Origin of the sequence: Burkholderia sp. 28_3, assembly GCF_003253915.1 — a bacterium.
In the GTDB taxonomy this organism is placed as follows: Bacteria; Pseudomonadota; Gammaproteobacteria; order Burkholderiales; family Burkholderiaceae; genus Burkholderia; species Burkholderia cenocepacia.
Genome location: NZ_QKZF01000020.1, coordinates 74,372 through 100,084, shown reverse-complemented (window position 1 = coordinate 100,084; position 25,713 = coordinate 74,372). Strand labels below are relative to the sequence as shown.

The window sequence follows — 25,713 nt, the reverse complement described above, 5'->3', positions numbered from 1 at the left end:
GAATGGCTGAGTCCGAAACTGCCCGTCAGTCAGTGTTGCTGCGATTTACGGTAGGCCAGCACGCCGGCAACCGTATGGAAACTGCCGAAAACCACGATTCTATCATTCTCGGATGCTCTTTTTAGTGCATCGCGAAACGCTTCCGCAGGCGACGCGTAGCGCGTCACGCTCGAATCGGGCCCCTCCTCCACGCCAGCCTTGCGCAGCGCGGCTTCGAGCTGCTCCGCGGAGGCCGCGCGCGGCAGCGGCAGGTCGGTCACGCACCAGTGGTCGATCTCGCCCTTCAGGTGCTGCAGCACGCCGTCGATGTCCTTGTCGTGCATCGCGCCGAACACCGCGTACGTGTACGGGAAGAAGCCCATGTTGCCGAGGTTCTGCTCGAGCACGGCCGACGCATGCGGGTTGTGCGCGACGTCGAGCACGATCGCCGGCTTGCCGGGCAGCACCTGGAAGCGCCCCGGCAGCTCGACGTTCGCCAGCCCGAGCCGGATGTCCTGCGCGGACACCGGCAGCACCGGACGCAGCGCCTCGAGCGCGGCGAGCGCGGCCGACGCATTGATCAGCTGATTCGCGCCACGCAGCGCCGGATACGCGAGCGCCGGATAGCGCTTCTCGCGGCCGAGGTAGCTCCATTGCTGGCGCTCGGCGCCCGCTTGCGCCTCGTAGCGGAAATCGCGACCGACGAGCCACAGATCGGCGCCGATCGCTTCGGCGTGGTCGATCAGCGTCTGCGGCGCGGCCGGATCGCCGCAGATCGCCGGCTTGCCGGCGCGGAAGATCCCGGCCTTCTCGAACGCGATCTTCTCGCGCGTGTCGCCAAGGTATTCGGTATGGTCGATGTCGATGCTCGTGACGATCGCACAATCGGTATCGATGATGTTGACCGCGTCGAGCCGGCCGCCGAGGCCGACTTCGAGGATCACCGCGTCGAGCCCGCGCGCCGCGAACAGATGCAGGATCGCGAGCGTCGTGAATTCGAAATACGTGAGCGATACGGGCTCGGCCAGCGACGTGCGCGCGGCTTCGACGGCCTCGAAGTGCGGCAGCAGTTCGTCATCGGTCACGTTCCGTCCGTTCACGCGCGCGCGCTCGTTGAATTCGAGCAGGTGCGGCGACGTGTGGCAGCCGATCTTGTAGCCCGCGCGCACGAGGATCGTCTCGAGGAATGCGCAGGTCGAGCCCTTGCCGTTCGTGCCGCCGACGGTGATCACCGGGCACGCGAATTCGAGCTGCAGCGCCGCCTTGACCTGCCCGATGCGGGTCAGGCCCATGTCGATGCCGACCGGGTGCGCGCGTTCGAGATGCGAAAGCCACGCGTCGAGAGTGGGAAAAGTGCTCATCGGATCAAATCTGGATCGGTACCGCCACTACGCCAAAAAACGAAGCGCGCCGCCTGACGCTGGAGCCAGGCGACGCGCGGAGTCACAACCTTGCGCCGGTCAGGCCAGCGCGTCGGCCGGCTGTCGCTGCAGCAGCGCGAGCAACTGCGCGATCTCGTCGCGCATCTTGCGACGATCGACGATCATGTCGATCGCGCCGGTCTTCAGCAGGAATTCGGCGCGCTGGAAACCTTCCGGCAGTTTCTCGCGGACCGTCTGCTCGATCACGCGCGGGCCGGCGAAGCCGATCAGCGCCTTCGGCTCGGCGATCACGACGTCGCCGAGGAATGCGAAGCTCGCCGACACGCCACCCATCGTCGGGTCGGTCAGCACCGAGATGAACGGCAGCTTCGCCTCGGCGAGCTTGGTCAGCATCGCGGTGGTCTTGGCCATCTGCATCAGCGACAGCAGGCTTTCCTGCATCCGCGCGCCGCCCGATGCGGTGAAGCAGATGAACGGCACGTGCTGCTCCAGCGCGTTCTGCGCGCCGCGCGCGAAGCGTTCGCCGACGACCGAGCCCATCGAGCCGCCCATGAACGAGAACTCGAAACAGGCCGCGACGACGGGCAGCGTGTGGATCGCCCCGCCCATCACGACCATCGCGTCGGTCTCGCCGGTTTCGTCCATCGCTTCCTTCAGACGATCGGGGTACTTGCGGCTGTCCTTGAACTTCAGCGTGTCGACCGGCACGATTTCCTGGCCGATTTCGTAGCGGCCTTCCGGATCGAGCAGCCCGTCGAGGCGCTCGCGTGCACCGATGCGCATGTGGTGATCGCACTTCGGGCACACGTGCAGGTTCGCGTCCACGTCGTTGCGATAGAGAACGGCCTCGCAGGACGGGCACTTGACCCACAGGCCTTCCGGAATGCCCTTGCGGCTTTTCGGGTCGGTCTGCTTGATCTTCGGCGGCAACAGTTTGTCGAGCCAGCTCATCGTATGGTTTCCTGTTCCGTGGCGGGGCGGGCCGACCGGCCCGTTCCCGCTTCCTGTTGTGTTTATCGCGCCGTCTTGCCCGCGCCGTCCAGCGCGGCACGCAGCTCGGCAATGAAAGTCTTCAGCGCGGCGGCGGCGCCTTCCGGCGCGGCGCTCTCGAGCAGCTGCACCAGGCGGCTGCCGATCACGACGGCATCCGACACTTCGGCCACCGCGCGCGCCGTTTCGGCGTCGCGGATACCGAAGCCGACGCCCACCGGAACCGGCACGCGCGACTTGATGGCCGGGATTTTACCTGCAATGCTCGAAACATCCAGATTTCCCGCGCCGGTCACGCCCTTGAGCGACACGTAATACACGTAGCCGCTCGCGATCTTGCCGACGTCGGCAATGCGCTCGTCGGTCGACGTGGGCGCCAGCAGGAAGATCGGATCGATCTGCGCGGCGCGCATTTTCTCGGCGAAAACACCGGCCTCTTCCGGCGGATAGTCGACCACCAGCACGCCGTCGACGCCGGCCGCGTGCGCTTCGGCCGCGAACGCGTCGACACCCATCCGTTCGATCGGGTTCGCATAGCCCATCAGCACGACGGGGGTTTTGGGGTCGGTTTCGCGGAAACGCTTCACGTCGGCGAGCACGCTCTTCAACGTGACGCCGCGCGCGAGCGCGCGTTCCGACGAGCGCTGAATCACCGGGCCGTCGGCCATCGGGTCCGAGAACGGCACGCCGAGCTCGATCACGTCCGCGCCGCCTGCGGCGAGCGCGTGCATGAATTCGACGGTTTTCGCGGGATCGGGATCGCCGGCCGTGATGAACGGGATCAGGCCCTTACGGCCTTGTTCGGCGAGCGCGGCGAAGGTCTGCTGAATACGGGACATGGCAATTTTCCTGTGTCGATCCGGAGCTGGCGCTTCAGCGCTTGCTCCGGTCTCATACGATGTATGCGTTGCATTCGGCGACGCGGCGGCGCGACTCACGCGCACGCCGGCGCGGCGAGCGCGCTCACGCGCTCGTGCGCGATCGCACAATAGCTTTCGTTGATCTCGTAGCCGACGAAGTCGCGCCCCTGCCGTGCGCAGGCCACCGCGGTCGTGCCGCTGCCCATGAACGGATCGAGCACGCGGCCGCCCGGCGGGCAGCTTGCGAGCACCATCCGCTCGATGATTTCCAGCGGCTTCTGGGTCGGATGATCGACGCGCTCCGCGTGCTGCCGGTGCAGGCGCGAGACCGACCAGACGTCCTTCGGGTTGTAGCCCATCTCCAGCCACTTGCTGCCTTCGAACAGCTTGCGCGAGCGGGCCTTCTTCGTGTCGGCGTCGTACGGGATGCGGACCGGATCGAGATCGAAGTAATACGCTTTGGAAACCGCGAAAAAGCCGATGTTGTCGTGCACCGACGTGAAACGGCGCGTCGTGCCGCCCATGCTCGGCACGCGCCGGTCCCAGATGATCTCGTTGACCATCGTGAGTTTCGTCTTCAGGAAACTGAAGATTTCCGGCGCGTACTGCCACGTGCAGAAGATGTACATCGACCCGCTCGGCTTCAGCTTCGGAATCGCGAGGTCAAGCCACTCGCGCGTCCACGCGAGGAAGTCGTCGCCCGAACGCTTGTCCGAATCGTTGCCGTAGTCCTTGCCGAGCCCGTACGGCGGATCGGCGACGATCAGGTCGATCGACGCATCCGGCAGGTGCGCGGCGTGGGTCAGGAAATCGCGGTTGTGCAGCTCGATACCGGACGGCAGCGCGCGCGGCACGGCAGCGGCGGGCTGAACCGCCTCCGCCTCGCTCGCGGCGCCGCCGCCCGGCTCTTCGATCAGGTCACGCATCGGTCGGGGTCAGAGCTCGATGCCCGATCGCTCGGCGACCGTGTGCATGTCCTTGTCGCCGCGGCCCGACAGGTTGACGAGCAGGATCTTGTCCTTCGGCAACGTCGGCGCGAGCTTCACGCCATACGCGATCGCGTGGCTCGACTCGAGCGCGGGAATGATCCCCTCGATCCGGCAGCAGTCGTGGAACGCCTTCAACGCCTCGTCGTCGCTGATCGGCACGTACTGCGCGCGGCCGCTGTCCTTCAGCCATGCGTGCTCGGGGCCGACGCCCGGATAGTCGAGGCCCGCCGACACCGAATGCGTCTCGATGATCTGGCCGTTGTCGTCCTGCAGCAGGTACGTGCGGTTGCCGTGCAGCACGCCCGGGCTGCCGGCGATCAGCGATGCCGCGTGATGGCCCGTATCGAGGCCGTCGCCGGCCGCTTCGACGCCGATCAGCTGCACCGAGGTATCGTCGATGTACGGATAGAAGATGCCCATCGCGTTCGACCCGCCGCCCACGCACGCAATCACCGCGTCCGGCTGCCGGCCAGCGAGCTCGGGCATCTGCACCTTGCACTCGTCGCCGATCACGCGCTGGAAGTCGCGCACCATCATCGGATACGGGTGCGGGCCCGCGACCGTGCCGATGATGTAGAACGTGCTTTCGATGTTCGTGACCCAGTCGCGCATCGCTTCGTTCAGCGCGTCCTTCAGCGTGCGCGAACCCGATTCGACCGGCACGACGGTCGCGCCGAGCAGCTTCATCCGGTAGACGTTGGCGGCCTGCCGGCGCACGTCCTCCGAGCCCATGTAGACGACGCATTCCATCCCGAAGCGCGCGCAGATCGTCGCGGTCGCGACGCCGTGCTGGCCGGCGCCGGTTTCCGCGATCACGCGCTTCTTGCCCATGCGCTTCGCGAGCAGCGCCTGGCCGATCACGTTGTTGATCTTGTGCGCGCCCGTGTGGTTCAGGTCTTCGCGCTTCAGGTAGATCTGCGCGCCGCCGAGCATCTCGCTCCAGCGCTGCGCGTGATAGATCGGCGACGGGCGGCCGACGAAATACTTCAGCTCGCGCTCGAATTCGGCGACGAAGTCGGGATCGTTCTGGAACTTTTCATACGCCGCGCGCAGTTCGTCCAGCGCGTGAATCAGCGTCTCGGCGACGAACACGCCGCCATACGGGCCGAAATGGCCGCGATCATCAGGAAGGTTGTACATGGTGTCTCTCTCGATCGGTCGGTGCGCCCGCTTTGGGGGTCGCACCGGCTTGCATCACCCGGCGTCCGCTGCGCGCACCGCGCGTACGAACGCCGCCATCCGGGCGTGATCCTTCACGCCCTTCGCGCCCTCCACTTCGATGCCACTCGAGACATCGACAGCAAACGGACGCAGCTGGCGGATCGCATCACCGACGTTTTGCGCGTTCAAGCCACCACTCAAAACGGCCCGACGCGCGAGCTCTGCGGGAATAAGAGACCAATCGAAGACCTTGCCGCTACCGCCGTAATCCGGCACCAGGGTGTCGAACAGGAGGCCGCGCGCTTTCGAATAATGAAGAGCCGATTCTACCAAATCGGCACGCTGCGTCGAGGGGCCGACGCGTACCGCGCGCAACCACGGCAGGCGTGCCGCGCGGCCAAGTGCGTCGCACTGCTCCGGCGTCTCGTCGCCGTGGAACTGCAGCACCGTGAGCGGCACGTCGCGCACGACGGCTTCGATCTCGGCTTCGGTCGCATTCACGAACAGCCCGACCACCGAGACGAACGGCGGCGCGAGGCTCGCCAGCTCGGCCGCCTGCGCGATCGACACCGCGCGCGGGCTCTTCGGGTAGAACACGAGGCCGATCGCATCGGCGCCGAGCGCCGCCGCGTGCAGCACGTCCTCGGGGCGCGACAGCCCGCACAGCTTGATGCGCGTGCGCGGCGCCAGGCCAGCCGCGGCGGAAGTCGAAGAAGACACGGCGTGCTCCGTCATGTTTGTGGGTCCAGATCCGCCCAGACGCTGCTCCACGGCACGCTGCCGAGCTGCGCGGGCGGGACGGCGAATTCCGCCGGGTAGCCGACGTGGGCGAGGTACAGCCCGTCGGCCATGAACGTGGGCGCCGCGAGATTGCGGTCGCGCCCGGCCAGCACGTCGGCGAGCCAGTCGGCCGGATAGCGGCCGCGCCCCACCGCGACGAGGCAGCCCATCAGGTTGCGCACCATGTGGTGCAGGAACGCGTTGGCGCGGAAGCGGAAATGGATGAAATGCCCCGCGCGCCGCACGTCGATCTGATACAGGTGTTTGACCGGCGTCTTCGACTGGCATTCCGACGACCGGAACGACGAAAAGTCGTGCTCGCCGATCAGGTACGCGGCGGCGGCGCGCATCGCGTCGTCGTCGAGCGGCGTGTGGATCCAGCCCGCGCGCCCGGCCAGCATCGGCGAACGCACCGGATGCACGTACAGCGCGTAGTAATAGGTGCGCTCGAACGCCGAAAAGCGCGCATGGAACGTGTCCGGCATCGGCTTCGCCCACTGCACCGACACGGTCGGCGGGAGGAACGCGTTGGTGCCGCGCACCCACGAGAACACCTCGCGCTCGAGCTCCGTGTCGAAATGCACGACCTGCCCGAGCCCGTGCACGCCGGTGTCGGTCCGCCCCGCCACCGTCGTGTGCAGCGGCACCCGCGCGAACTCGGCCAGCGCATGTTCGAGCCGGTCCTGCACGGTCTTGCCGTGCGGCTGCGCCTGCCAGCCGCAGAACGCCGCGCCGTCGTACTGGATGCCCAGCGCGATCCGCATCACGCCTCGTCCGCCAGTTTCGCGAGCAGCGCGCGCGCATCGTCGCGCGTCGCGGCGTCGTTCGCGTCGACCACTTCCTGCAGCAGCGTGCGCGCGCCGGACAGGTCGCCCAGTTCGACGTACTCCGCCGCGAGATCGAGCTTGTTGCGGGCGATGCGCGCGAGCTCGTCCGCGGTGAGCGCAGGCAGCGCGGCGCCCGGCGTGGACGGCAGGTCGAGATCGAAATCGAGCTTCAGCGCGCCGAACTGCGCGCCGCCGAGCGCCGGCAGCGACGACGTCGCGGGCGGCTGGCCCGCGTGGCCGGCAGGCGTCGCGGCGTCCGGGTCCCAGTCGAACTCGTCGTCCTGGTCGGCCGGATGTTCCGGCGTCGTCTCACCCGAGCCAATCGGCGGGTGCTGGGCGGATTGACCGTTAGTTGCGATTTTATCGGCGTCGGGCTGCGCTGCCCGCGCCGCGCGTTCCTCCGGCGTCAACGACGGCTCGTCTGTCGCCCGCGGCGGCAACGGCATGTCGAGACTGTTGAGCGCGCTGATCGCGTTCTGCATCAGCGTCGCGTGCTGCGCTTCGGTGCTCGAAGGCGCGATGGACGCCGCGGGCGGCTCGGCCGGCTGATCGGCGGCGGTGTTTTTTTCCGCTGGCGCCGCGTCGTGCGGCGCCTCGGCCGAAACCGGAGTCGCGTCGTTCGCGGGCGACTCCGCCGCATGAGCAGACGGCAATTCGGGCGACTCGTCGCGCGGCGGCGCCGTCACTTCGGGTGCGGGCGAGGTGTCCGCTGCGGGCGGCTCGATGGTCTCCGCCGCCGCCGCAGTCGCCGCAGCGAGGTTCATGTCGGACGCCGCATCGCGCGCAACCGGCATCTCGGGCGTGATCGGCAGTTCGCGCTCGACGGACGGCGCGGCTTCCGCTTCCGCGGCACCGCCTGCCGCGGCCGTAGCCGTACCCGCATCGTCCGCGCGGCGCCCCTTGCGGCGCTTGCGCCACGCGAAGCCGGCCGCGAGCACGATCACGGCAGCGCCGGCCACGGCGGCCGGACGCCAATCCATCTGTTCGGGACGACGTGCAGGTGTCGCGACGGGCGCGACCGGCTGCACGGACGCCGATGCCGGTTGCGGCGCGCTGGCTGCCACGCCCGACGCGGCTTCGCTTGCCGTCGATGCGGCGGCCGACGCACCCGCGTCGTTCGCGGCCGGACGCGGCGCGGCGGGCACCGGAGCCGGCGCCGGCGCGACGCCGGTCGTCGTGGCCGGCTTGCCGATGCCGTGCTTCTGCAACTCCATCAGCACGCGATTCTTCAGCGCCAGCAATTGCTGCAGGCTCGACGGCCGCGGCTGCGACGCACTCACGGCGGGCGCTGCGCCGGCCGGTTCGTGCACGCCGGAAACCGGGCCGCCCGGCACCGCCTGCCCCGCGGCGTCGCTCGTGGCCGACGGCGCCGACTGGATCGCGCCGCTCCATACGTGCGGGCCGCTTGCCCCGGCCGTAGGCGCCGCCGGCTGCATGCCGTCGACAGCCGACGCGCCATGTACGGCCGACGCCCCGTTCGAAGAGGCACCGCTCGAAGCCGATGCCCCCGCCGCCGCAGCAGCACTCGCGCCGCTCACCGGCGTTGCATGCTGGGCAGGCGCCACCGGCGCGGACTGCGCGGCCGAGCCGGCATGCGGCGCCGATGCGCCATGCTGCGCGATCGCCGCCGCGCCCGATGCGGCGGCGGGCGCGGAAGCGGCCGTCGTCCCGGAGGCAGCGGATGCGCCGGCCGGCGCGAGCGCCGCGCCGGTGGCGTCGAGCGCGGGCACCGTCAGCGTCGCGCCGACTTTCAGGCGGCTCGCGTCGCGCTTCATGAACGCCTGCGGATTGGCGTCGAACAGCGCACGGCCAGCGCGCGCGAGCACGCCCGGATCGTGCGATTGCGTGGCCGCTTTCGCGATGTCGTTCAGCGACTGGCCCGGCTGGACCGTCACGGTAAGCGGAGCAGCGGCGCCGGCAGCGGACGCCGGCAGTTCGCCGGCGCCGACTGCCCATGCCGATGCGGCTGCGCCGAGTGCCAGGATCGCCAGCGCGCCACGCACGGCGCGCGACAGACGGGACTGACGCGGAAACAAGGAAATTCGGGACATCGTTGGCTCTATCGCCGCGCGCAGGCGCGGCTCGGATTCACGGTTGGAAGCGTCAATAAAGTGGCTGCAGAAATGCAAAAGCGTCGCGCGGAACGCGACGCTTTCGGCGGGTCTGTGCGTCGTAACCGCGTAGTTTACTTCACACGATCGGGTTCCGGCCGAATTCGTCGCCGGCAGGTGCAACCGGGCGCGGGGTAGGCGCTCGTGTCGCGCGGCCGCGCCTGTCGTAGTCGATGCATCCGATCGATCAGGACGAACCTGCGTGCCGCGGGCGAAAGCCGTCTCGCAGCAGCGTCGCGCCCCTGTCGGAGGAAGCGGCTTTCCGGCGCCGACCCGGCGTCCGCCGCAGGATCACGACGACAGAATCGCAGGGATTTTCTCAACAATCCACCCTGCCCGCCGTTAATGAACTAGCCGCCGAAAATCAAAACAAATCCTGATCGGCGCTTAATCCCGCTCCCGACAAATTTCAATTCGTCGATAAGAAGGCAATTCCCCTCTCTTATCGGAGAAATGAAAATTTACACGACCAAAGCCCCACCCCATAAGGCTTTCACCGCCTTACACCCACGCCATTGCTCATACGAAAGCGATCGTTTCTGCATCAATTCAATTACATTACACAAAATTACACAGACCAAATAATCGCCGTCGATACGATCGTCCTCAAACAGGAATCGGCATCTTTCGACTTCGCGCCTGCACATGCCGGAAAGGCGGGCGCGCGCGGCCGGGCTGATGCCGTGAAGTACCGGAGGGTCATCGCGCAGTCGCACGACTGCATTCACTCACCAGCTCGTTACGGGGACCGAACATGGGCTATCAGCAGGGCTTGAGCGGGTTGGCCGGTGCGTCGAGCAATCTCGACGTCATCGGCAACAACATCGCGAACGCAAACACGGTCGGCTTCAAGCAGGGACGCGCGAACTTCGCCGACATGTACGCGAATTCGGTCGCGACGTCGGTCAACACGCAGATCGGCATCGGCACGCGGCTCGCGTCGGTGCAGCAGAATTTCGGCCAGGGGACGATCAATTCGACGAAGTCGTCGCTCGACGTCGCGATCAACGGCAACGGCTTCTTCCAGATGTCCAGCAACGGCGTGACCACGTACTCGCGCGACGGCACGTTCCATCGCGACAAGAACGGCGCGATCGTCGACGCGCAAGGCCGCAACCTGATGGGCTATGCGGCGGGCGCCGGCGGCGTGATCAACACCGCGCAGACCGTGCCGCTCCAGGCGCCGACCAACAACATCGCGCCGCGCGCGACGAGCAAGATCACCGGCCAGTTCAACCTGAACGCGCAGGACAAGGTGCCGGCCAAGACGCCGTTCAACGCGACCGACAACACGACGTACAACTACAACTCGTCGATCCAGGTCTACGACACGCTCGGCGGCTCGCAGCAGGTCACGATGTACTTCGCGAAGAGCGCGGCCGGCACGTGGCAGGCCTACGCGGGCGTGCAGGGCCAGACGCCGACGAATCTCGGCACCGTCACGTTCGATGCGTCGGGCCGGATCAGCTCGACGACGTCGGCCGCGACCGGCCAGCCGACGCCGAGCCTCGGCCAGTTCGCGTTCTCGATCCCGAACACGACGGGCGGCGCCAATCCGCAGAACCTGACGCTCGACCTGGGCGGCACGACGCAGTACGGCGGCAAGGACGGCGTGACCAATCTCGCGCAGGACGGCTTCGCGAGCGGCACGCTGACGACGTTCTCGATCGGCACCGACGGCAAGCTGACCGGCAACTACTCGAACGGCCAGAGCGCGGTGCTCGGCCTGATCGCGCTCGCGAACTTCAACAACCCGAACGGGCTCGTGAACATCGGCGGCAACCAGTATGCGGAAACGGCCGCGTCCGGCGTGCCGCAGATCGCCGCGCCGGGCAGCACGAACCACGGCACGCTGCAGGGGAGCGCGCTGGAAAATTCGAACGTGAACCTGACGACCGAGCTCGTGAACCTGATCACCGCACAGCGCAATTACCAGGCGAACGCGCAGACGATCAAGACCCAGCAGGCGGTCGACCAGACGCTGCTGAACCTGCGTTGACCCGCGCATGAAAAACGCGCCGCGCCGGCCCCGGATCTCGAGGCCGACGCGGCGCGTCGTGTCGTGCAGCCCGGCCCGCTGGCCGGACAGCCGTGCTTACTTGTCGAGCAGGATGCGCAGCATGCGGCGCAGCGGCTCGGCCGCGCCCCACAGCAGCTGATCGCCGACCGTGAACGCCGACAGGTATTCGCCGCCCATCGCGAGCTTGCGCAGGCGGCCGACCGGCACCGTCAGCGTGCCGGTGATCTTCGCCGGCGACAGGTCGCGCATCGACGCTTCACGCTCGTTCGGCACGACCTTCACCCAGTCGTTCGCGGACGCGAGGATGCCGTTGATTTCGTCGAGCGGCACGTCCTTCTTCAGCTTGATCGTCAGCGCCTGCGAATGGCAGCGCATCGCACCGATCCGAACGCACAGCCCGTCGACCGGGATCGCACCCGGCTCGCCCATCGCCGGCTTGCCGAGGATCTTGTTGGTTTCCGCGCCGCCCTTCCACTCTTCCTTCGACATCCCGTTGCCGAGATCCTTGTCGATCCACGGGATCAGCGAACCGGCGAGCGGCACGCCGAACTGGCTCGTCGGCATCGCGTCGCTGTTCATCGTCGCGAGCACGCGGCGGTCGATGTCGAGGATCGCGGAAGCCGGATCGGCGAGCTGCTCCTGCACCGAACCATGCAGCGCGCCCATCTGCGACAGCAGCTCGCGCATGTTCTGCGCGCCCGCGCCGGATGCGGCCTGGTAGGTCATCGCCGTCATCCAGTCGACGAGGTTCTCGCGGAACAGGCCGCCGAGCGCCATCAGCATCAGGCTGACCGTGCAGTTGCCGCCGATGAAGTTCTTCGTGCCCTTGACGAGCGCGTCCTTGATCACGTCGAGGTTGACCGGATCGAGGATGATGACCGCGTCGTCCTTCATCCGCAGCGACGACGCCGCGTCGATCCAGTAGCCGTTCCAGCCGGCCGCGCGCAGCTTCGGAAACACGTCGTTCGTGTAGTCGCCGCCCTGGCACGTGATGATCACGTCGCACTTCTTCAGCTCGTCGACGTTGGTCGCGTCCTTGAGCGTAGTCTCGTTTTTCGCGAACGACGGCGCCTTGCCGCCCGTGTTGCTGGTGCTGAAGAACACCGGTTCGATCAGGTCGAAATCGCCCTCTTCCTGCATGCGCTGCATCAGGACGCTGCCGACCATGCCGCGCCAACCTACGAGACCTACGTTCATGACTAACCCTTTGCTTGAATGGAGCTTCCCCGCCATTTCCGTCCCCGCGTGACCGCGCGGGGAAACAGGCGGGCACGACGGCGATCAGCGTTTAATGATCGTTTTCGTGGTAATGGTTTTCGTGATGACGATGGCGCGCGCACCCGCACGGGCAGTGTTGCCGTGGAGTTTCAGGACCGGGGAGATCAGGGAAATCAGCGCCATCGTTCGAGTCTACACAAAGCCGCTGGCCCGCACAACGGCCAACGGTGCGCGAACCGGCCGATTTTTACGGCCCGTTCGCGCCCTTTTCATCTTGGTTACCGGACTTCGATCCGTCCGCTTACAGCGCCGCGACCACCGCGTCGCCCATCGCCGCCGTGCCGACCTGCTTGCAGCCCGGCGTCGCGATGTCGCCCGTGCGATAACCCTGTTCGAGCACCCTTTTCACCGCACGCTCGATGCGATCGGCCTGCTCGGCGCGATTCAGCGAGTAGCGCAGCAGCATCGCGGCCGACAGGATCGTCGCGAGCGGGTTCGCGATGCCCTTGCCGGCGATGTCCGGCGCCGAACCGTGCGACGGTTCGTACAGGCCCTTGTTGTTCTTGTCGAGCGACGCCGACGGCAGCATGCCGATCGAACCCGTCAGCATCGACGCTTCATCCGACAGGATGTCGCCGAACATGTTGCCCGTGACGATCACGTCGAACTGCTTCGGCGCCTTCGCGAGCTGCATCGCCGCGTTGTCGACGTACATGTGCGACAGCTCGACATCCGCGTATTCCTTCGACACGTCGATCATGATGTCGCGCCAGAACTGCGACGTCTCCAGCACGTTCGACTTGTCGACCGACAGCAGCTTCTTCGCGCGCTTTTGCGCGGCCTGGAACGCGACGTGCGCGATGCGGCGCACTTCCGGCTCCGAATAGCGCATCGTGTCGAAGCCTTCGCGCGCGCCGGCGAACGGGCCGTCCGGCGCCGCGCGCACGCCGCGCGGCTGGCCGAAGTAGATGTCGCCGTTCAGTTCGCGCACGATCAGGATGTCGAGGCCCGCGACGAGCTCCGGCTTCAACGGCGACGCATCGACGAGCTGCGGATAGCAGATCGCCGGGCGGAAGTTCGCGAACAGCTCGAGGTGCTTGCGCAGCCCGAGGATCGCCTGCTCGGGGCGCAGCGCGCGCTCCAGCGAGTCGTACTTCCAGTCGCCGACCGCACCGAACAGGATCGCGTCGGCCTGCTTCGCGAGCGCCAGCGTCGCGTCGGGCAGCGGATGGCCGCTCGCCTCGTAGCCCGCGCCGCCGACCGGCGCCTGTTCGAGTTCGAACGTCTCGTCGAGTGCGTTCAGCACCTTCACGGCTTCATTGACGATTTCCGGACCGATGCCGTCGCCGGGCAGCACTGCAATCTTCATGCGAAATTCCTGACTGGGTAGGTTGTTGGGGAGACAGGCCGGCGAGCGCGCGCACGGCGCACTCGCCACGCGCGATCAGCCGACCAGCTTCGTGTTGAGCCACGGCTGCTTCACGAGCCGCTCCGCTTCGAACTGGCGGATCTTGTCCGCGTGGCGCAGCGTGAGGCCGATGTCGTCGAAGCCGTTCAGCAGGCAGTACTTGCGGAACGCGGTGATCTCGAACGGATACTCGCGGCCGTCGCCCGCGCGCACGACCTGCGCGTCGAGGTCGATCGTCAGCTGGTAGCCGTTGAACGCATACGTGTCGTTGAACAGGTGATCGACCTGCTGCTCGGTCAGCACGATCGGCAGCAGGCCGTTCTTGAAGCAGTTGTTGAAGAAGATGTCCGCGAAGCTCGGCGCGATGATCGCGCGGAAGCCGTACTGCTGCAGCGCCCACGGCGCGTGCTCGCGCGAGCTGCCGCAGCCGAAATTCTTGCGGGCGAGCAGCACCGATGCGCCCTGGTAGCGCGGCTGGTTCAGCACGAAGTCCGGGTTCAGCGGACGCTTCGAGTTGTCCTGCCCCGGCTCGCCGTGATCGAGGTAGCGCCATTCGTCGAACGCGTTCGGACCGAAGCCCGTGCGCTTGATCGACTTCAGGAACTGCTTCGGGATGATCGCGTCCGTGTCGACGTTCTCGCGATCGAGCGGCGCCACGACGCCGGTATGTACAGTGAATTTTTCCATGATCCGTCTATCCGGTTGAAGGGCCGGCACGCGGCCGGCGCCCATCGACAAATTCTCGGTGGCGGTGTCAGTCCGCGGCGCGCTTCAGCGCGTTGCCGGCGGCGTTGACGTCCTCGCCGAAGCCTCGGACGGTATTGCAGCCCGCGAGGCCGAAGCCCAGCCCCGCCAGCGCCAGCGCGGCAACCAGCCGCGCGATGACCTTCGATGCCGTCACGCGTTACCCCAGCTGGCGAATGTCGACGAAGTGGCCTTCGATGGCGGCGGCCGCCGCCATCGCGGGGCTCACGAGGTGCGTGCGACCGCCCGCGCCCTGCCGGCCTTCGAAGTTGCGGTTCGACGTCGACGCGCAGCGCTCGCCCGGATCGAGCCGGTCGGCGTTCATCGCGAGGCACATCGAGCAGCCCGGCTCGCGCCATTCGAAGCCCGCGTCGGTGAACACCTTGTCGAGCCCTTCGCGCTCGGCCTGCGCCTTCACGAGGCCCGAGCCCGGCACGACCATCGCGAGCCGCACGTTCGACGCGATGCGACGGTTCAGTTTCTTCACGACATACGCGGCCGCGCGGATATCCTCGATCCGTGCATTCGTGCACGAGCCGATAAAGATCTTGTCGACCTTGATCGATTCGATCGGCGTGTTCGGCTCGAGCGCCATGTACGCCAGCGCGCGCTCCATCGCGTCGCGCTTGACCGGATCCTTCTCGCGCTCGGGATCGGGCACGCGACCGTCGATCGACGTGACCATTTCCGGCGACGTGCCCCACGTGACCTGCGGGACGATCTCCGCCGCGTTCAGCTCGACCACGCGGTCGAAGTGCGCGCCGTCGTCCGACTTGAACTGGCGCCAGTATTCGACGGCCTGATCCCATTCCGCGCCGGTCGGCACGAACGGACGGCCCTTCAGGTAGTCGATCGTCGTGTCGTCCACCGCGACCATGCCCGCGCGCGCGCCGGCTTCGATCGCCATGTTGCAGACGGTCATGCGGCCTTCCATCGTCAGCGCGCGAATGGTCGAGCCGCCGAATTCGATCGCGTAGCCGGTGCCGCCCGCGGTGCCGATCTTGCCGATGATCGCGAGCACGATGTCCTTCGCGGTGCAGCCGCGCGGCAGTGCGCCGTCGACCTTCACGAGCATGTTCTTGCTCTTCTTCTGCAGCAAGGTCTGCGTCGCGAGCACGTGCTCGACTTCCGACGTGCCGATGCCGTGCGCGAGCGCGCCGAACGCGCCGTGCGTCGACGTATGCGAATCGCCGCACACGATCGTCATGCCCGGCAGCGTCGCGCCCTGTTCCGGCCCGATGATGTGGACGATGCCCTGGCGCACGTCGTTCATCTTGAACTGGGTGATGCCGAATGCGTCGCAGTTCGCGTCGAGCGTGTCGACCTGCAGCTTCGAGACGGGATCGGCGATGCCGTGGCTGCGGTCCGTGGTCGGCACGTTGTGGTCCGACACGGCCAGGTTCGCGCTGATGCGCCACACCGGACGCTGCGCCATCTTCAGCCCTTCGAATGCCTGCGGGCTCGTGACTTCATGCAGCAGCTGACGGTCGATATAGAGCAGGGTCGTGCCGTCTTCCTCGGTGTGGACCACGTGGGTGTTCCACAGTTTGTCGTAGAGAGTCTGTGCCATGGGTATGCGGGGTCGTTGTGACTACAAGCCTTGCGGATGCGGTCGATTATGCCACGCAGAACGCGTCGCGGCGCAGGCCGGACGCGAAAAAACCCATTAAAAACAGTGGTTTGGCTGGTAGTGCCAATACCTGTATCGGCATTACCCGCCAACATGTGGCACGCACGATCCGGCGCGCGGCGATCGCGCGCGGGGTGCGCTGCGCGTCTAGCCGCCCGGATATTCGCGATTGATCAGGTCGAGCCGCAGCATCGCGAGCTGCATGCCGGCATTGCTCATCAGGTAAAGATCGCGCCGCCGCATCGCCGGCTGCTGGGCCGATGCATCGTAGGCGCCAGGCAGCGCCAGTCCGGCCGGCACCGCCGCCTGCATCCCCGCCGCATTCGACACGCGCACGGCGATCGACGCCTGATCGCGATGCGTGACCACGCCGACCTTGCCGAGCGCCGCGGCCGAACCGGCCTGCCTGACGATCGCGGCGGCGACGCCGTCTGGCGTCGGTATCGGGCTGCCGGCGACCGCGGCGGGCGTCGCGATCGACGTCACGCCGGCCGTCAGTCCGTACTTCGACGCGAGCACACTCGCGACTTCCTGCTGCGCGAAAACCGGCACCACGGCTTTCTGCCGAAGCTGGAACACGGCGTCGGCGATGGCCTCGTTCACGGGGCCCGGCAGCGGCGCGGCGGCCGATGACCCGGCGCGGCTGCCGAAGCCGAACGCGACGATCGTGTTGACGCCGGCTGCGTCGACGGTCGGCGGCGTCCACGCGAAAAACGTGTCGAGCAGGTAACCGGTTTCGTCGGCGGCAGTCGCGCGATCGTTCAGTTCGTTCGTCAGCTTGCCGAGCATCTGGCGCTGCAGTTCCGCATCGGAAACGGGGGCGTCGCTTGCGAACGCGGGCGCGGCGGCGGCGCACGAGGCGGCGAGCAATGAAGTGGAGGCGAGAAAATGGCGGCGGTTCGTCATGGTCACGGAATTCGAATGGGAAACGACGGAAGGCATCAGCCTTTCGGGAACGCCTGCATCGTCGCGGTCATCGCGTGCGTCAGCATCTGCGCATACATGTCGTGCACGAGATAGAGGCTGCGGTTGCGCGTCCACGGCTGGCCCGACTGCGGGTCGTACGTGGTCGGCAGCGGCACCTCGGCGACCGCGGCCGCCTGCATGCCCGCCTGCCGCGAGGTCTGGATGCAGCGCTTCGCATGATCGCGATGGCCAACCACCGCGACGGTGCCCATCGCGGCCGCGCCGCCCGCACGCGATACGGCCACGGCCGCGACGCCCGCGGTGCTCAGGTAGACGATCGAGCCGTCGCTCGCGATCACCGGTTCGATCGACGACAGCACGTCGGCGCCCAGCCCGTATTTCGATACGAGAAAGCGCGCGATTTCCCACTGCGCGTAGACCTTGACCGGTTTCAGCTGGCGGATGCGGTACACGGCGTCCGCGAGCGCTTCGTTGACGGGCCCCGGATCGGGCAGCGCGGACTGGTTGCCGCCGGTGCTCGACGTATTGCCGCTCGCCGCGTTCGGACGATTGCCGAAGCTGTACGCGACGATCGCGCCGATTTGCGCGGCCGGTACCGTCGGCAGCGCCCACGTGAAGCCGACATCGGTCATCGCCGGCACGATCGCGTCGACCGTCGCCGCATCGTCGAGCTGGGCGTTCAGTTTCGCGGACATCTGCGCGGCGAGCGCGGCGTCGCCGATCGGCGCCGACGTGACGTCGTCGCCGCCGCATGCGCCGAGGAATGACGCCGCCGCGACGGCCGGCGCGGCGGACAGGAATGTTCTGCGGGACGAGGCCAGGGGATGCTGACTCATGAGTGCGAGACGAAAGGAGGCGAATGACGAGCGCGCCTGACGACAGGCAGGACCGCCGGATTTCGCGGAATCAAGGGGAAAGGCGACGGCAGCCACGCATGAAACGGCATCGCGACGCATCACCGATCGGCGAAGCGCGATCGTAGGCGGCGTTGGTTAAATTGGAGTGAAAATGCCGATCGAATCCGCTCGGCTACCGCTCCGTTTCGCCGATGGTCGAAGCCGTTTCATCCGTGGCGAGCGCATCGCCCCTTGTTTCGCCGGTGGCCGGCGCGGGGTTTCGACGTATCGACGCGCGCGCTACGATGACGCAACGCACGTTCCCGTGATCCGGACCCGGGGCCCTCATGAAGCTCGGCCTGAAAGAATCGCTTGCGCGCCTCGACGACGCAGGCACGCTGTTCACGACGCTGTTTCACCACGGTACGCTCGACGTCGAGCTGTACCGGCCGCGCATCGAGGATCGGCAGACGCCGCACGTGCGCGACGAGGTCTACGTGATCGCCGCCGGCACGTCGCGCTTCGTCGTCGACGGGCGTGAATGCGACGTCGCGGCCGGCGACGCGCTGTTCGTCCCCGCGCACGCCGAGCATCGCTTCGTCGGCTTCTCCGACGATTTCTCGACATGGGTGTTCTTCTACGGCCCCGAAGGCGGCGAACGCGGCGCGTGACGCGCGACGCCCGCGGCACTTTCCCCGCGATCTCCTAGACTGTCTATTCGCAGCGGGAGCCGCATGGCCGCCCCGCCTTCATGCAGCCGGCAGCATTCGGTTCAACGAACAGGAGAACAGCATGCGATATGAACTCTATTACTGGCCCGAGATCCAGGGCCGCGGCGAGTACGTACGGCTCGCGCTCGAGGCCGCCGAAGCCGACTACGTCGACGTCGCGCGCGAATCGGGGCGCGGAATGGGCGTGACGGCCATGATGCGCATGATGGACAGCACGCAGGCCGAATGCGTGCCGTTCGCACCGCCGTTCCTGAAGGCGGGCGACGTGGTCGTCGGGCAGACCGCGAACATCCTGCTGTTTCTCGGCGCGCGGCTCGGGCTCGCGCCCGACGACGAAGCCGGCCGGCTGTGGGTGCATCAGATCCAGCTGACCGCCGCCGATTTCATCACCGAGATCCACGACACGCACCATCCGATCGGCAGCGGCCTGTACTACGAGGACCAGAAAGCGGAAGCGGCCGAGCGCGCGGCCGATTTCCTCGAGAACCGGCTGCCAAAGTTCCTTGGCTACTTCGATCGCGTGCTCGAACAGAATCCGCACAAGAACGGTTATATCGCGGGCAACGCGCTCAGCTATGCGGACCTGACGATGTTCCAGTTGATCGAGGGGCTGCGCTATGCGTTCCCGAAGGCGATGAAGCGCGCGGAGCGCAAGGTCGCGGCGCTCGTCGCGCTGCACGATCGCGTCGCGGAGCATCCGCCCGTCGCGCGCTACCTGGCATCGGAGCGCCGCATCCCGTTCAACGACATGGGGATCTTCCGGCACTATCCGGAGCTGGACAAGTAACGGCGGCGGCACGCGTCGTTCACGCGGCGACCGCCGTCTCGTGCAGGTGGCGCCACACGATCAGGCCGTCCGCTTCGCGCCGGAACACAGGACGATCTCGCAAACGGCACGCTGGTCGACGCGCTGCCCGCGTACCGGTTTCCGCAGCAGAACGTCTACGCGCCGTACGTCGCGACGCGGCACGTGCCGCAGAAGGTACGCGCATGGGTGGATTTCATGAAGGCGCAGTTGAAGCAGGCACGCTGACCGAAACGCGCGTGGCGGCACGGCTCGCTCGACGGAGGCCATGCGATTCGCACCGGCTCCCGTCGCCTCGCCGTCGCCCGCCGGCGATCAGCGCGGCTGCCCGTGCTGCGAGGCCGCCGCGTCGACGGCCTCGACCGAGCGCGTGAGCCACGGCCCGATGTCCATCTCTTCGTAGCGCACGAGCCGGCTCTTGCGCGCGCGGCGATACGCCCACCAGATCGCGACGAACAGCGGAATCCACACATAGATCGACAGCACTTCCATCCAGTCGATGTGCGCCGCGAAGAATGCCTGGTAATCCTGGCCCAGCGAAATCACGATGCAGATCGCGATCGCGAACAACGGCCCGAACGGAAACCATTTCGCGCGATACGGCAGCTGGTCGAGCCGATAGCCCTGCTTCAGGAATCCCTTGCGGAACCGGTAATGGCAGACCGCGATGCCGAGCCACGCGATGAAGCCGGTGATGCCGACCGTATTCAGCAGCCACAGATAGATGCGCTGGTTGCTGGTCAGCGACGTGAGGAAGCACAACCCTCCGACGGCCATCGTCGCGTACAGCGCGTTGCGCGGCACGCCGCCCGGCGACAGCGTCGCGAACATGGCCGGCGCGCGCCCCTCCGATGCGAGGTTGTACAGCATCCGCGTCGCCGCGTAGGTGCCGGAATTGCCGGCCGACAGCACGGCCGTCAGGATCACCAGGTTCATCGCGCCGGCCGCGAGCGGGAACCCCGCATGGCTGAACACCAGCGTGAACGGGCTCACGCCGATGTCGGTCACGTCGCTCTTCAGCAGGTTCGGATCGGTGTACGGCACCAGCAGGCCGATCACGAAGATCGCGAGCACGTAGAACAGCATGATCCGCCAGAAAATCTGCTTCACCGCGCGCGGGATCGTCTTGCGCGGGTTTTCCGATTCGCCGGCCGTGATGCCGACCAGCTCGGTGCCGAGGAACGAGAAGCCCGCGATCAGCGCGACGCTCATCATCGCGTGCACGCCGCCGACGAACGGCGCGTCGCCGGTCGTGAAGTTGCGCCAGCCGACCGGATGCCCGGTCCCGAGCACGCCGGCCGCGATCAGCAGCCCGGCCGCGATGAATGCGATCACGGTGACGACCTTGATCAGCGAGAACCAGTATTCCGATTCGCCGAAGCCGCGCACCGACAGCGTATTGAGCAGGAAGATCAGCACGAGGAAGCTCGCGCCCCACCACACGCCGGGCACCGACGGAAACCAGTAGCGCATCACGATCTGCGCGGCGACCAGCTCGATCGCGATCGTCACCGCCCAGCTGTACCAGTAGGTCCAGCCGAGCGCGACGCCGAAACCTTCGTCGACGTACTTCTCGCCGTAGATCGCGAACGAGCCCGATACCGGCATCAACGCGGCCATCTCGCCGAGCCCGGTGACGACGAAATAGACCATGATTCCGATCGCGAGATACGCGGCGATCGCCCCGCCCGGCCCCGCCTGCGCGACCGACGCGCCCGACGCGACGAACAGCCCCGTGCCGATCGAACCGCCGATCGCGATCATCGCGATGTGGCGGCCCTGCAGACGACGCTTCAGCGTCGCCCCGGACGACGCGGCCGTCTCCGCTGCCGCTTGCATAGCATCCATAGTGTTCACCCTGATTGTGATCCGGTCAGCCAAATTTGATTTGGAATGCAAATCGATCGACCTGGTCATTCGCCTCGAAACCGGCCCTGCCGGGCCGGTCGCATCACACGACGCTGCGCTTGATCGCCTGCAGTTCGGCCGTCGTCACGATCTTCTCGATCCGGAATCGCGGGCTTTCCAGCCATACGTTCGCGATCCGCCGGTACTCGTCGAGATCCTCGCATGCGAGCCGCACGAGAAAATCGAACGTGCCGCTGACGAGCCAGCAATCGAGCACGGCCGGATTCGCGCGCATTTCCTCCTCGAACGGCGCCTGCGAACGCCCGTGGTCGGCCAGCACGATCTGCGCGATCACGACGATCGGCTTGGTCGCGCGCGGCGCCTTGATCACCGCGCGATACCCTTCAATCACGCCGAGCGCCTCGAGCCGCTCCACGCGCGCCTGGCACGGCCGCGGCGTGAGGTTCACGAGCTCCGACAGCTTCCGGTACGAGATTCGCCCGTCGGTACGCAGGATGTCGAGGATCCGGAGATCGATCTTGTCGAGCTGCATCTTCTTGTCGGTCATCCGCGTTCGCTCCGGTCGGGTCGTGGCTGGTGCGCGGAACGTGTGCCGTTCCGCGCGGGGGCCACATTATCCGGCCGAAGCGGCCGCGCGCCAATCGGCTAGAACCGCAGCGACAGGCAGGTCAGGCCGCCGTCCATCTTGCGGAACTCGCTCGTGTCGATCACGTGCAGCGGCATGCCGAGCGACGCGATCGCGTCATGCACGCGCGGATAGCCGGCCGGCGTGATCAGCGTACCGTTCACGCGCAGCGTGTTGCCCGCGTATTCGTCGGCGGCCGAGATCGCGATCCGGCGATAGTCGGCGAATGCCGGATGCGCGGCCAGCGCGTCGGTCACGAGCAGCGTGTCGTCGCCGAGCGCGTTGACGACCGATTTCAGGTGCAGGCCGGCGCCGACCGGCACCGCGACGACCGAATAGCCATGGCGCGACACCAGCGCGTCGAACGCGGCGATGCCTTCCGCGTCGGTGCGGCTCGTCAGGCCGATGAAGAAGCGCTTGCCGACCTGCATCACGTCGCCGCCGTCGAGACGGCCGGACTGCATCGGCAGCAGTTCGCGATGCGCGGCGAGCGCCGCTTCGATATGAACCGTCTCGCCGCGCCGGGCAGGCGCGCCGGGACGCGTGATCACCGCGAATTCCGGCGTGACGACGGCGACGTCCTCGACGAAGTGCGAATCGGGAAACGCCTCCAGCGGCGGCAGTTCGGTCAACTCGACGCCGAGCGTGCGCAGCGCGTCGCAGTACGCGTGGAACTGCGTGAGCGTCTTGTCGTAATCGGGTGCGCCGAGTTCGGCGGTGGTCAGGCCCGCGCCGCAGGACGGCGCGGGACGGCGAACGATCGCTTGCGTGAATTGCATCGACTCCTCCATGGTCTGCGCCGCTTCCGTGCGGCGCACGGGCCGGCGGCGTTGTGTCCGGACCATTATCGGAAGCCAAATTGCGCCATTCGCGTCGATTTCGGCGGCGCCGACAGCCGATTGCGTCGAATTGCGTGCACCACGCAGCGGATTCGGCAGACGGCCTGCCCGCGGTCTTGCGAACGGCCGTTCGGGGCCGCCGCACATGCTTTATACGCCGGGCGCGAACCCCATCTGCGCACGGCCGAGCGGCGTGAGATCGCCCTCCCCCGCGCGGCCGTCGAAATCGACTTCGAAATGATCGGCCGGGAAATCGGGCGGGCTGTCGCCGCGCAGGAACGCGGAACGCTGGCGTTGCAGGTACGCGTCGTTCTTCGCGCAGCCGGGCGCGGCCGCAATGTACATCACGTTGCTGTCGCCGCTGCCGCGATGCGCATCCTCGACCGCATGCACGACGTCGCCGTGCCAGAACACCGCGTCGCCCGGCGCCATGTGCGGGATCGGCACCAGCGCATCGAGCAGCAGCGCGTGCCATTCCGGGCGAATCGACAGCGCGCGGCCGGGACGCGCGCCGCACAGGTCGTCGTCGGCGACGTCGTCCTGCAGCGCGCGCAGCACGACATAGGCCATCGCGTTCGCGACCGGAATCAGCTGCAGCGTGCCGTCGCCAGGCCCTTGCGGCGTCAGCGCGGTCCAGCCCTGGAACGTGCGGAACATCGAACACACGGCCGGCGACGGAATCTCCTCGACGTCGGGTCGGAACGCCGCATCGAACGGATCGTAATCGCGCCAGCGGCCGGCCAGCACGTGACGATAGACCTGCCGAAAATTCGCGCCGAGCCAGCGCTCGACGGAACCGCCGTCGACATGCGGCGACAGCCCGAGCGACGTCGAACCGGGCGGCCGGCGGCGAATCCGGTCCGCATACGCGGGCACCTGGTCGGGATCGAAATGCGTGCGCGCGCCGTCCGCATGCCGCCACAAGCGGTTCAGAAACACGCGCGCCTGCGTGAGCGCCGGCGACTGGCGCGCAGCCACCTGCGGCTTCGACCAGTAGACGCCGTAAATCTGCGGCTTGCCCGACGCGAGATTGCCGAAGTAACGGTCCTCCGCGCGTGCATGCAGCCGCTCGGCGAAACGGTTCGCATCCAGATACGCGCCGATCTCGTCGTTCCAGTCGCTTGCCTGCCGCGCATCGAACACGCCGCGGATCACGACCGCGCCATGCGTGCGGATCGCGGCAAGCGCGTGCGGATCGACGCTCCCGGCCACGATATCCGCGAACGGCACGACCGGAATCACGTCATGGCCATGCGCGTGCGCGCGGCGGATCGCGTCGACCTGCCGTGCGATGTCGCCTTCCAGTTCGCGGAACGTGGCCGCGTAACCGGGCAAGTCGGCGCGCAGCGCCCGTTTCGCCGCGCGAATCGCGGCGGGCAGATCGTCAATCGTCAGTTGCATCGTCGTCTCCTCGCTGAAGCGTGTCGTGATGTGCTGTCAGCGTACGGCCGGCGCATGGCCGCGATCACCACTATCCGGCCAATGATCGATACAATCCTGACAATCGCGTGTCACTCGGGACGATGGCAGACCACGCAGAGCTTGTTGCCGTCCGGGTCGCGGAAATAGGCGCCGTAATAGTCGCGGTGATAGTACGGCCTCAGGCCCGGCGGCCCTTCGCAGGTGCCGCCCTGCCGCAGCGCGAGCGCATGGCAGCGATCGACGTGCGCGCGGGTCGGTACATCGAACGCGATCGTATGGCCGTTGCCCGGCGCCGGCGCGTGGCCGTCGAGCGGCTTGCCGAAGAAGAACAGCGGCCGCTCGGCGTCGGCCGGCATCCAGCCCGACCAGCCGTCGGGCTCGCGGAATTTCAGGCGCAGCCCGAGTGCCGCGAACAACGGCGCGTAGAAATCGTAGGCGCGCGCCGTATCGCTGACGCCCACGCAAACATGTGAAAGCATGGCATCGCTCCGAGGTGACGATCGCTCACGATCATGCCACGACGCGCTGCCCGCCCCCAAACGGAGGCCGTGATGAAACCGCAATACGAGCACGTGACGTTCGCATCCGGCTGTTCGATCCGCGTCTATCACCGTCAGCTCGCGCGCATCCCGTTCGAATGGCATCGCCATCCCGAGTACGAACTGACGCTGACGCTCAACAGCCGCGGCCAGCGCTTCATCGGCGATCACGTCGCACACTACGCGGACGACGATCTCGTGCTCGTGCCGCCCAACCTGCCGCATACGTGGTCGTCGAACGCGCGCATCGATCGCGACGCGCCCGAGGTCGCGCTCGTCGTCTGGTTCGACGGGGACTGGGCGCGGCGGCTGGCCGACTGCTGCCCCGAATACGCGCCGCTGCGTTCGCTGCTGCGACGCGCGGCGCCCGGCCTGCGCTTCGACGGGGAGACGGCCCGCGCGATGCGCGCGCGGCTGCCGCTGTTGCTCGATCCGTCGCCGCGCGTGCGGCTCGCGGCCACGCTGGACACGCTTGCCGATCTCGCGGAAGCCGGCGGCGAACCGCTCGCCACCGCGCACGCGTACGACCGGCCCGACGGCGCCGCGTCGCCCGCCGACCCGGCCGCCCCCGAAGCCGAGCGCCTCGACCGCGTGCTCGACGCGATCGACCGGCATTTCCACGAACCGCTGCGCATCGATGCACTCGCCGCTGCCGCGCACATGTCCGAACGCACGCTGCAACGGCTGTTCGTCCGGCATCTCGGCGAAAGCGTCGGCCGCTACGTGCAGCGGCTGCGGCTCGCGCACGCATGCCGCCACCTCGTCGGCACCGACTGGCCGATCGCGACGGTGGCCGCGCGCTGCGGCATTCCGAATGCCGCGAACTTCAATCGCCAGTTCCTCGCCGCGCGCGGCACGACGCCCGGCGCGTACCGGCAGTTCTTCAAGCAGCACGGCCACGCGCCCGACGGCGATGCACCCGCGCTCGACACACGGCCGCCGTCGCTGGAGCGCCGCACTGGATCGGGCCAACATCGACCGCCCAAATGAAAACACCCCGACGGGCTGACCCGTCGGGGTG

General features: G+C 67.4%; 25 protein-coding genes and 1 pseudogene. 5 read left to right on the top strand and 21 right to left on the bottom strand.

The window, feature by feature from the left end; translation table 11 throughout:
- Window positions 1-29: 29 nt before the first annotated feature.
- The 8 genes from folC to DFS13_RS30650 form a co-directional block, all read right to left on the bottom strand.
- Entirely contained in the window at window positions 30-1,340 is a 1,311-nt protein-coding gene (gene folC, locus DFS13_RS30685; protein ID WP_034202596.1) for a bifunctional tetrahydrofolate synthase/dihydrofolate synthase, read from the bottom strand.
- Window positions 1,341-1,439: 99 nt separating this feature from the next.
- Complete coding sequence (gene accD, locus DFS13_RS30680) at window positions 1,440-2,312, bottom strand: acetyl-CoA carboxylase, carboxyltransferase subunit beta (RefSeq protein ID WP_006484412.1); 873 nt, start codon at window positions 2,310-2,312, stop codon at window positions 1,440-1,442.
- A 62-nt stretch (window positions 2,313-2,374) separates the two neighbouring features.
- Complete coding sequence (gene trpA, locus DFS13_RS30675; RefSeq protein ID WP_006484407.1) at window positions 2,375-3,190, bottom strand: tryptophan synthase subunit alpha; 816 nt, start codon at window positions 3,188-3,190, stop codon at window positions 2,375-2,377.
- Between the two features lie 95 nt (window positions 3,191-3,285).
- Window positions 3,286-4,137, bottom strand: coding sequence for a site-specific DNA-methyltransferase (locus DFS13_RS30670; protein ID WP_006484405.1), 852 nt, complete (start codon window positions 4,135-4,137; stop codon window positions 3,286-3,288).
- Window positions 4,138-4,146: 9 nt separating this feature from the next.
- Entirely contained in the window at window positions 4,147-5,340 is a 1,194-nt protein-coding gene (gene trpB, locus DFS13_RS30665) for a tryptophan synthase subunit beta (protein ID WP_006484413.1), read from the bottom strand.
- A gap of 54 nt (window positions 5,341-5,394) precedes the next feature.
- Window positions 5,395-6,096: a phosphoribosylanthranilate isomerase gene (locus tag DFS13_RS30660; RefSeq protein WP_034202598.1), complete on the bottom strand. Its 702-nt coding sequence runs from the start codon at window positions 6,094-6,096 to the stop codon at window positions 5,395-5,397.
- Window positions 6,093-6,905, bottom strand: coding sequence for a tRNA pseudouridine(38-40) synthase TruA (gene truA / locus DFS13_RS30655; RefSeq protein WP_006495949.1), 813 nt, complete (start codon window positions 6,903-6,905; stop codon window positions 6,093-6,095). Before truA ends, DFS13_RS30660 begins: the two co-directional genes overlap by 4 nt.
- Window positions 6,905-9,019, bottom strand: a complete 2,115-nt coding sequence (locus DFS13_RS30650; protein ID WP_111442496.1) for a FimV/HubP family polar landmark protein — start codon at window positions 9,017-9,019, stop codon at window positions 6,905-6,907. The genes truA and DFS13_RS30650 overlap by 1 nt, the downstream gene beginning before the upstream one ends.
- Window positions 9,020-9,833: 814 nt before the next feature.
- Here DFS13_RS30650 and flgE point away from each other — a divergent pair.
- Complete coding sequence (flgE, locus tag DFS13_RS30645) at window positions 9,834-11,078, top strand: flagellar hook protein FlgE (protein ID WP_006495951.1); 1,245 nt, start codon at window positions 9,834-9,836, stop codon at window positions 11,076-11,078.
- A gap of 96 nt (window positions 11,079-11,174) precedes the next feature.
- Here flgE and asd read toward each other — a convergent pair whose 3' ends face one another.
- From asd to DFS13_RS30605, 8 genes are all read right to left on the bottom strand, one after another.
- Window positions 11,175-12,296: an aspartate-semialdehyde dehydrogenase gene (asd, locus tag DFS13_RS30640; protein ID WP_012493211.1), complete on the bottom strand. Its 1,122-nt coding sequence runs from the start codon at window positions 12,294-12,296 to the stop codon at window positions 11,175-11,177.
- A gap of 84 nt (window positions 12,297-12,380) precedes the next feature.
- Window positions 12,381-12,500, bottom strand: a complete 120-nt coding sequence (locus tag DFS13_RS30635) for a hypothetical protein (RefSeq protein WP_006756675.1) — start codon at window positions 12,498-12,500, stop codon at window positions 12,381-12,383.
- 118 nt (window positions 12,501-12,618) lie between these two features.
- On the bottom strand, window positions 12,619-13,686 hold the full coding sequence (gene leuB / locus DFS13_RS30630) for a 3-isopropylmalate dehydrogenase (RefSeq protein ID WP_111442495.1): 1,068 nt from the start codon (window positions 13,684-13,686) through the stop codon (window positions 12,619-12,621).
- Window positions 13,687-13,761: 75 nt separating this feature from the next.
- Window positions 13,762-14,412 (bottom strand): 3-isopropylmalate dehydratase small subunit, encoded by a 651-nt coding sequence (gene leuD, locus DFS13_RS30625; protein ID WP_012493210.1) that lies wholly within the window; start codon window positions 14,410-14,412, stop codon window positions 13,762-13,764.
- A gap of 67 nt (window positions 14,413-14,479) precedes the next feature.
- Window positions 14,480-14,626, bottom strand: coding sequence for an entericidin A/B family lipoprotein (locus tag DFS13_RS30620; protein ID WP_006487745.1), 147 nt, complete (start codon window positions 14,624-14,626; stop codon window positions 14,480-14,482).
- Between the two features lie 3 nt (window positions 14,627-14,629).
- Window positions 14,630-16,039 (bottom strand): 3-isopropylmalate dehydratase large subunit, encoded by a 1,410-nt coding sequence (gene leuC, locus DFS13_RS30615; protein ID WP_006487761.1) that lies wholly within the window; start codon window positions 16,037-16,039, stop codon window positions 14,630-14,632.
- Between the two features lie 207 nt (window positions 16,040-16,246).
- Window positions 16,247-17,005, bottom strand: a complete 759-nt coding sequence (locus DFS13_RS30610) for a Tat pathway signal protein (protein ID WP_111442531.1) — start codon at window positions 17,003-17,005, stop codon at window positions 16,247-16,249.
- A 35-nt stretch (window positions 17,006-17,040) separates the two neighbouring features.
- The gene (locus DFS13_RS30605) at window positions 17,041-17,862 is read right to left on the bottom strand and encodes a hypothetical protein (RefSeq protein WP_111442494.1); all 822 of its coding nucleotides are present in this window, start codon (window positions 17,860-17,862) and stop codon (window positions 17,041-17,043) included.
- A gap of 347 nt (window positions 17,863-18,209) precedes the next feature.
- On the opposite strand from DFS13_RS30605, the gene DFS13_RS30600 reads away from it, so the two are divergent.
- The 3 genes and pseudogenes from DFS13_RS30600 to DFS13_RS40955 form a co-directional block, all read left to right on the top strand.
- Window positions 18,210-18,533, top strand: coding sequence for a cupin domain-containing protein (locus tag DFS13_RS30600; protein WP_006487734.1), 324 nt, complete (start codon window positions 18,210-18,212; stop codon window positions 18,531-18,533).
- A 121-nt stretch (window positions 18,534-18,654) separates the two neighbouring features.
- Window positions 18,655-19,380, top strand: a complete 726-nt coding sequence (locus DFS13_RS30595; protein ID WP_006487776.1) for a glutathione S-transferase — start codon at window positions 18,655-18,657, stop codon at window positions 19,378-19,380.
- Between the two features lie 87 nt (window positions 19,381-19,467).
- Window positions 19,468-19,626, top strand: a pseudogene (locus DFS13_RS40955) (LysR family transcriptional regulator); the annotation flags it as partial.
- Between the two features lie 87 nt (window positions 19,627-19,713).
- Here the strand turns inward: DFS13_RS40955 and DFS13_RS30580 are convergent.
- From DFS13_RS30580 to DFS13_RS30560, 5 genes are all read right to left on the bottom strand, one after another.
- Complete coding sequence (locus tag DFS13_RS30580; RefSeq protein ID WP_059722614.1) at window positions 19,714-21,246, bottom strand: amino acid permease; 1,533 nt, start codon at window positions 21,244-21,246, stop codon at window positions 19,714-19,716.
- A gap of 103 nt (window positions 21,247-21,349) precedes the next feature.
- Window positions 21,350-21,814, bottom strand: coding sequence for an Lrp/AsnC family transcriptional regulator (locus DFS13_RS30575; protein ID WP_006487769.1), 465 nt, complete (start codon window positions 21,812-21,814; stop codon window positions 21,350-21,352).
- A 98-nt stretch (window positions 21,815-21,912) separates the two neighbouring features.
- A complete protein-coding gene (locus tag DFS13_RS30570) occupies window positions 21,913-22,671 on the bottom strand; it encodes a dimethylarginine dimethylaminohydrolase family protein (RefSeq protein ID WP_043205168.1) in 759 nt (252 codons plus the stop codon).
- Between the two features lie 210 nt (window positions 22,672-22,881).
- The gene (locus DFS13_RS30565) at window positions 22,882-24,132 is read right to left on the bottom strand and encodes a DUF1479 domain-containing protein (protein ID WP_111442493.1); all 1,251 of its coding nucleotides are present in this window, start codon (window positions 24,130-24,132) and stop codon (window positions 22,882-22,884) included.
- A gap of 110 nt (window positions 24,133-24,242) precedes the next feature.
- Entirely contained in the window at window positions 24,243-24,632 is a 390-nt protein-coding gene (locus DFS13_RS30560) for a VOC family protein (RefSeq protein ID WP_006493458.1), read from the bottom strand.
- 72 nt (window positions 24,633-24,704) lie between these two features.
- Between DFS13_RS30560 and DFS13_RS30555 the strand changes: the two genes are divergently transcribed.
- Complete coding sequence (locus DFS13_RS30555; RefSeq protein ID WP_006487740.1) at window positions 24,705-25,682, top strand: AraC family transcriptional regulator; 978 nt, start codon at window positions 24,705-24,707, stop codon at window positions 25,680-25,682.
- Window positions 25,683-25,713 lie beyond the last annotated feature (31 nt).

Coding starts and splice junctions, on each gene's coding strand:
- truA (WP_006495949.1), bottom strand. CDS start 6,905: ATGCGGATCGCGCTGGGCATCCAGTACGACGGCGCGGCGTTCTGCGGC.
- DFS13_RS30670 (WP_006484405.1), bottom strand. CDS start 4,137: ATGCGTGACCTGATCGAAGAGCCGGGCGGCGGCGCCGCGAGCGAGGCG.
- DFS13_RS30635 (WP_006756675.1), bottom strand. CDS start 12,500: ATGGCGCTGATTTCCCTGATCTCCCCGGTCCTGAAACTCCACGGCAAC.
- DFS13_RS30570 (WP_043205168.1), bottom strand. CDS start 22,671: ATGCAATTCACGCAAGCGATCGTTCGCCGTCCCGCGCCGTCCTGCGGC.
- trpA (WP_006484407.1), bottom strand. CDS start 3,190: ATGTCCCGTATTCAGCAGACCTTCGCCGCGCTCGCCGAACAAGGCCGT.
- asd (WP_012493211.1), bottom strand. CDS start 12,296: ATGAACGTAGGTCTCGTAGGTTGGCGCGGCATGGTCGGCAGCGTCCTG.
- DFS13_RS30575 (WP_006487769.1), bottom strand. CDS start 21,814: ATGACCGACAAGAAGATGCAGCTCGACAAGATCGATCTCCGGATCCTC.
- leuB (WP_111442495.1), bottom strand. CDS start 13,686: ATGAAGATTGCAGTGCTGCCCGGCGACGGCATCGGTCCGGAAATCGTC.
- DFS13_RS30560 (WP_006493458.1), bottom strand. CDS start 24,632: ATGCTTTCACATGTTTGCGTGGGCGTCAGCGATACGGCGCGCGCCTAC.
- DFS13_RS30600 (WP_006487734.1), top strand. CDS start 18,210: ATGAAGCTCGGCCTGAAAGAATCGCTTGCGCGCCTCGACGACGCAGGC.
- DFS13_RS30595 (WP_006487776.1), top strand. CDS start 18,655: ATGCGATATGAACTCTATTACTGGCCCGAGATCCAGGGCCGCGGCGAG.
- flgE (WP_006495951.1), top strand. CDS start 9,834: ATGGGCTATCAGCAGGGCTTGAGCGGGTTGGCCGGTGCGTCGAGCAAT.
- DFS13_RS30580 (WP_059722614.1), bottom strand. CDS start 21,246: ATGGATGCTATGCAAGCGGCAGCGGAGACGGCCGCGTCGTCCGGGGCG.
- trpB (WP_006484413.1), bottom strand. CDS start 5,340: ATGTACAACCTTCCTGATGATCGCGGCCATTTCGGCCCGTATGGCGGC.
- accD (WP_006484412.1), bottom strand. CDS start 2,312: ATGAGCTGGCTCGACAAACTGTTGCCGCCGAAGATCAAGCAGACCGAC.
- DFS13_RS30565 (WP_111442493.1), bottom strand. CDS start 24,132: ATGCAACTGACGATTGACGATCTGCCCGCCGCGATTCGCGCGGCGAAA.
- leuC (WP_006487761.1), bottom strand. CDS start 16,039: ATGGCACAGACTCTCTACGACAAACTGTGGAACACCCACGTGGTCCAC.
- leuD (WP_012493210.1), bottom strand. CDS start 14,412: ATGGAAAAATTCACTGTACATACCGGCGTCGTGGCGCCGCTCGATCGC.
- DFS13_RS30555 (WP_006487740.1), top strand. CDS start 24,705: ATGAAACCGCAATACGAGCACGTGACGTTCGCATCCGGCTGTTCGATC.
- DFS13_RS30605 (WP_111442494.1), bottom strand. CDS start 17,862: ATGAGTCAGCATCCCCTGGCCTCGTCCCGCAGAACATTCCTGTCCGCC.
- folC (WP_034202596.1), bottom strand. CDS start 1,340: ATGAGCACTTTTCCCACTCTCGACGCGTGGCTTTCGCATCTCGAACGC.
- DFS13_RS30660 (WP_034202598.1), bottom strand. CDS start 6,096: ATGACGGAGCACGCCGTGTCTTCTTCGACTTCCGCCGCGGCTGGCCTG.
- DFS13_RS30610 (WP_111442531.1), bottom strand. CDS start 17,005: ATGACGAACCGCCGCCATTTTCTCGCCTCCACTTCATTGCTCGCCGCC.
- DFS13_RS30650 (WP_111442496.1), bottom strand. CDS start 9,019: ATGTCCCGAATTTCCTTGTTTCCGCGTCAGTCCCGTCTGTCGCGCGCC.